This is a genomic window from Streptomyces murinus, assembly GCF_002154555.1.
Lineage (GTDB): Bacteria > Actinomycetota > Actinomycetes > Streptomycetales > Streptomycetaceae > Streptomyces > Streptomyces murinus.
The window spans coordinates 1-5,087 of sequence record NZ_MUNF01000804.1 but is presented as its reverse complement, the minus strand read 5'-3'; the positions used below and the strand labels follow the sequence as shown (position 1 = coordinate 5,087).

The following is a 5,087-nucleotide window of genomic DNA, read 5'->3' as shown; positions in this document are numbered from 1 at the left end:
CACCCGGGCGGGCGGGACGAGTCGGGCGGGTCGGACGCGGGCTCCGGGTCCGGCGGTTCGGCGGGGTCGGCCGGGTCGGGTTCCGGTGCCGGCGGTGGCGACGGGAACGGCGGCTCCGGCTCGGGCGGTGCCGCGGGCTCCGGCGGCGGGTCCGCCGCGGGCGGCGGGGCGGTCGCCGCGGGCGACGCGCTGCCCGGCTCCTCCACGCTGGCGAACTGCACGTCCGGCGCGGTGTCGTTGGGCCTGCGCAGCCTGCACAACTCCTACTCGCCGGACCAGACACCGGCCTTTGAACTCACCGCGAAGAACACCTCGTCCGCCGACTGCAAGGTCGATCTCGGCCCGAAGAACACGGTGTTGACGATCACCCCGGCCGACAGCGACAACGCCTTCTGGTCCTCCGCCGACTGCCCCAAGGGCGCGGGCGACCTGCTCTTCCGGGTACCGGCCGGCAAGACCATCACCTACACGGTCAGCTGGGACCGCCGCCCCAGCGCCGCCCACTGCGCGACCCCGTCCGGCGGCACCGCCAAGACCGGGACGTACCTGCTGGAGGCGAAGACACCGGGGTACGGGAAGCTCCAGGCGTCGTTCGTGCTGTCGGCGGACTAGTACGTCCCGGACCTGCCGGTTACTTCTCGGACCCGCCGGGCCCGAGGATCAGACGTACCGCTCCAGGATCGAGGACTCGGCCAGCCGCGAGAGTCCCTCCCGCACGCTGCGCGCCCGCGCCTCGCCCACACCGTCCACCGCCTGGAGGTCGTCCACACTCGCGGCCAGCAGCTTCTGAAGCCCGCCGAAGTGCTCCACCAGCCGGTCGATGATCGCCCCCGGCAGCCGCGGCACCTTGGCCAGCAGCCGGAAGCCCCGCGGGGACACCGCGGAGTCCAGGGTCTCGGGCGACCCGGTGTAGCCCAGCGCCCGCGCCACGGTGCCGACCTCGATCAGCTCGGCCTGGGTGAGCGCGTTCAGCTCGGACAGGGCCTCCTCCACCGTGCGGGAGCGCTTGGCCGTCGGCTCGGGCACATAGTCCCGTACGACCAGCTCCCGGTCCGGCTCGACCCCCGCGATCAACTCCTCCAGCTGGAGCGCGAGCAGCCGGCCGTCGGTGCCCAGCTCCACCACGTACTCGGCGATCTCGGTGGCGATCCGGCGCACCATCTCCAGACGCTGCGCGACGGCGGACACGTCCCGCACCGTCACCAGGTCCTCGATCTCCAGCGCCGACAGGGTGCCCGCCACCTCGTCCAGGCGGAGCTTGTACCGCTCCAGGGTGGCCAGCGCCTGGTTCGCACGGGAGAGGATCGCCGCCGAGTCCTCCAGGACACGGCGCTGACCGTCGACGTAGAGCGCGATCAGCCGCATCGACTGGGACACCGAGACGACGGGGAAGCCGACCTGCTTGCTGACCCGGTCCGCCGTACGGTGCCGGGTGCCGGTCTCCTCGGTGGGGATGGTCGGGTCCGGGACCAGCTGCACGCCCGCGCGCAGGATCTTCGAGAGGTCCGAGGAGAGCACGATGCCGCCGTCCAGCTTGCACAGCTCCCGCAGCCGGGTCGCGGCGAACTCCACGTCCAGCACGAAACCGCCCGTGCACATCGCCTCGACGGTCTTGTCGGAGCCGAGCACGATCAGCCCGCCGGTGTTGCCGCGCAGGATGCGCTCCAGGCCGTCCCGCATGGCCGTACCGGGTGCCACGGCGCTCAGGGCGGCGCGCATCAGGCCATCGGAACCGGCACTCCCACCGGACTTTCCGGGAGCTGCTGCCCGGTCGTTGGCTGCCACTGCACTCCTCCGGTCGGGGGTTCGCCTGCGCGCCCGTGCCCGCACTCGGTTCGTACGGACGGGCGAGACCTGGGCAAAGTCTACCGGCGCTCCTCCGGCTCCCGTGGGGCCTCTCGGCGACGGGAGCGGGGCAGGACCCGCAGCGCATCCCCCATGTCCGCGACTTCCAGCACCTTCATCCCCGGCGGGGTCTTCCCCGGATCGCCCGGGACCAGCGCATGCGTGAAGCCGAGCCGGTGCGCCTCGGCGAGCCTGCGCTGCACGCCCGTGACCCGTCTCACCTCGCCGGCGAGACCCACCTCGCCGATGGCCACCAGGTTCTTCGGCAGCGGGGTGTCGCTCGCGGCGGAGGCCAGCGCCAGGGCGATGGCCAGGTCGGCGGCGGGCTCGGACAGCTTCACGCCGCCGACCGTGGCCGAGTAGATGTCCCGCTTGCCGAGCGCGCTGATCCGGCCGCGCTGTTCGAGCACGGCCAGCATCATCGACACCCGGGAGGTCTCCAGGCCCGACGTGGTGCGCCGGGGGGAGGGGATCTGGGAGTCCACGGTCAGCGCCTGCACCTCGGCCACCAGCGGGCGGCGGCCCTCCAGGGTCACGGTCAGACAGGTGCCCGGCACCGGTTCGTCGCGCCGGGTCAGGAAGAGGCCGCTGGGGTCGGCCAGGCCGATGATCCCCTCGTCGTGCAGCTCGAAGCAGCCGACCTCGTCCGTCGCGCCGTACCGGTTCTTCACGCCGCGGACCAGGCGGAGCCGGGCGTGCCGGTCGCCCTCGAAGTGCAGCACCACGTCCACCAGGTGCTCCAGCAGGCGCGGGCCCGCGATCGCGCCGTCCTTGGTGACATGGCCGACCAGCAGTGTGGACATGCCGCGCTCCTTGGAGGCCCGGATCAGCGCCCCGGCCACCTCACGGACCTGGGCCATGCCGCCGGGCGCGCCGTCGATCTCCGGGGAGGCGACCGTCTGCACCGAGTCCAGGATCAGCAGGGAGGGCTTGACCTCGTCCAGATGCCCGAGGACGGCGGAGAGGTCGGTCTCGGCGGCCAGATACAGCTGGTCGTGCAGCGCGTTGATGCGGTCGGCGCGCAGCCGCACCTGGCTCGCCGACTCCTCGCCGGTGACATAGAGGGTGCGGTGCTCCTCGCTGGCCGCCTTGGCCGCCACGTCCAGCAGCAGGGTGGACTTGCCGACACCGGGCTCGCCCGCCAGCAGCACCACCGCGCCCGGTACGAGCCCGCCGCCCAGCACCCGGTCCAGCTCCGGCACCCCGGTGGAGCGGGCGGTGGCCTGCCGGCCGTCGACCTGGCCGATGGGCACCGCGGAGGTGACGACCCGGCCGGGCGCCGTGGTGCGGACAGCGGGCGCGCCGTACTCCTCGACGGTGCCCCACGCCTGGCACTCGGGGCAGCGGCCGAGCCACTTGGCCGTCTGCCAGCCGCACTCGGTGCAGCGGTAGGACGGACGGTCCTTGGTGGTCTTGGTACGGGCAGCCATGCGGAAACCGTAGCCCGCGGCACTGACAACGGGACCGGGGGCCGCCAAGTGGGTGGATGAGCCCCGGCCGGCGGCCCGCGGAATCCGGCCCCGGAACAAAGGGTTCCTGTCCCCTTATGAGGGATCGTTTCACCCGTACGGATTAAAAGTGCTCAAGGCTCCAGAAGGGGCGCTCCGCCGACGCCTACGGTCGCACGGGTGATGAGCAGCAGCCCGGAGACCACCACCCGCACCACCGGCGCGCACCGGGCGCACGGCACGGCGCGCGAAGCACGAGAGGCGCGCGAGGGGCGTGAACCGCGCGAGGGTGCGCGGAGGCCTGGTGTGTCTGAGTCACATGAAGCGTGTGAGGCGCATGAGGCGCGAGACGCCCGTGAGGCGCGGGACCGTGCCGCCGCGCGGACCATCGCCCGGCGGGAGTCGACGCGCTACGAGTCGTACCTGGACGGCCTGTTCACCTACTGCCTGTCCATCCTGTGCGACCACGACACGGCCACTGCCGCGCTCGGCGACGCCCTCGCCCTGGCCGAGCGGCGGGGGCATCGCGGTCCGGGGACCGGCGGGGAGCGCAGGGCCTGGCTGTACGCGCTGGCCCGGTGGGCGTGTCTGCGCAAACTGGCCGAGGCGAAGCAGAAACGTCAGGCCACGCATGCGGCGGGCCGTACGGACAAGGGCACAGGAAGGAGCGGGCGGGGGACCGGTCCCGAGGCGCCCGGCCCGGCCCTCCCCCCGGAGCTCCAGGAGCGCCGGCACCGCGAACTGACCCTGCTCGCCTGGCCGGAGGCGGCCGGCACCACGCCCGAGCAGCGCGAGGCCCTGGAGCTCGCCGTCCGCCACCGTCTGACCGCCCCCGAGGTCGCCGCCGTCCTCGGCATGGCACCGGCCGCCGCCCGCGATCTGCTCGCTACGGCCGCCTGCGAGGTCGAGCGGACCCGGGCCGCGCTCGCCGTGGTGGAGTCCGGCGGCTGCCCGAGCGTCGCCCATCTCACCGGCGACAGCAGGCTGATCCTCAGCACCGCGCTCCGCCGCGAGCTGGTACGGCATGTCGACGACTGCCCGCGCTGCCGGCGCAGTGCCGAACGCGCGGCCCCCGGCCGCTGGCCCGGCACCACGGTCACCCCCGCCGAACTGCCCGTCCTGGAGGCGCCCCGCGCGGCCCTCGTCCCGCGCTCCCGGGCGAAGGTCGCGGACGCGCCCCGCTTCGACCGGCGGGGCTTCCCGATGGACCCCAGGGACCGCGCGGCCCGCCGCGACCGGCTGCGGGCCCGCGCGGTGACGACGACGGTCGTGGCGACGGTGGTGGCGGCGCCGGTGCTGGCCCTGTGGGCGGCGTACCGGGGGGCGCCGACGGGGGAGCCGGACGGCCACCCCGGCACCGCGCGCGAGGCGCAGGGCCCGGACGCGATCGGCGGGGACGGCACGGGCGGGGGGTACGAGAACGCGGGCAGCGCGAGCGTGAAGCCGGGCGCGGGGAAGGACGGCAAGCCGGATGTCTCGGTGGAGGTGATGAGCGTCGCGCCCGGTACGGCGGACGGCTCGGCCGGGAGTCTGTCGGTGACGGCGGCGAACGACGGCGACACCACGCTGATCACACTGACCGCGACGGGTACTGACCCGGTCCGCTGGTCCGCCGTGACCGGCTCCGCGTGGCTGTATCTGAGCCGGTCCTCGGGCACGCTGGCCTCCGGTGAGAGCGTGACGCTGAAGGCGTACGTCGACCACCTCCACGAGCCCAGGGGCGCCTGGCAGGCCCGGATCTCCATCGCCCCCGCCGGCACGGTGGTCACCATCACCGGCTCCGGCCCCCTCCCC

4 protein-coding genes are annotated in these 5,087 nt (G+C 74.1%); 2 read left to right on the top strand and 2 right to left on the bottom strand.

What is annotated here, in order from left to right; translation table 11 throughout:
- Positions 1–612, top strand: a 612-nt coding sequence (locus tag CCN72_RS35260; protein ID WP_086812448.1) for a hypothetical protein, incomplete at its 5' end; no start/stop codon positions are given.
- 48 nt (positions 613–660) lie between these two features.
- On the opposite strand, the gene disA is transcribed toward CCN72_RS35260, so the two are convergent.
- Together disA and radA are read right to left on the bottom strand one after the other, a co-directional pair.
- Complete coding sequence (gene disA, locus CCN72_RS35255; RefSeq protein ID WP_086812445.1) at positions 661–1,785, bottom strand: DNA integrity scanning diadenylate cyclase DisA; 1,125 nt, start codon at positions 1,783–1,785, stop codon at positions 661–663.
- Between the two features lie 80 nt (positions 1,786–1,865).
- Positions 1,866–3,275: a DNA repair protein RadA gene (gene radA / locus CCN72_RS35250; protein WP_086812443.1), complete on the bottom strand. Its 1,410-nt coding sequence runs from the start codon at positions 3,273–3,275 to the stop codon at positions 1,866–1,868.
- Positions 3,276–3,599: 324 nt separating this feature from the next.
- On the opposite strand from radA, the gene CCN72_RS35245 reads away from it, so the two are divergent.
- Positions 3,600–5,087: BACON domain-containing protein (locus CCN72_RS35245; protein ID WP_107430261.1), on the top strand; the 1,488-nt coding region annotated here is incomplete at its 3' end.

Bases quoted from the DNA above. Each gene is read 5' to 3' on its own strand.
- radA (WP_086812443.1), bottom strand. From the start codon at position 3,275: ATGGCTGCCCGTACCAAGACCACCAAGGACCGTCCGTCCTACCGCTGC.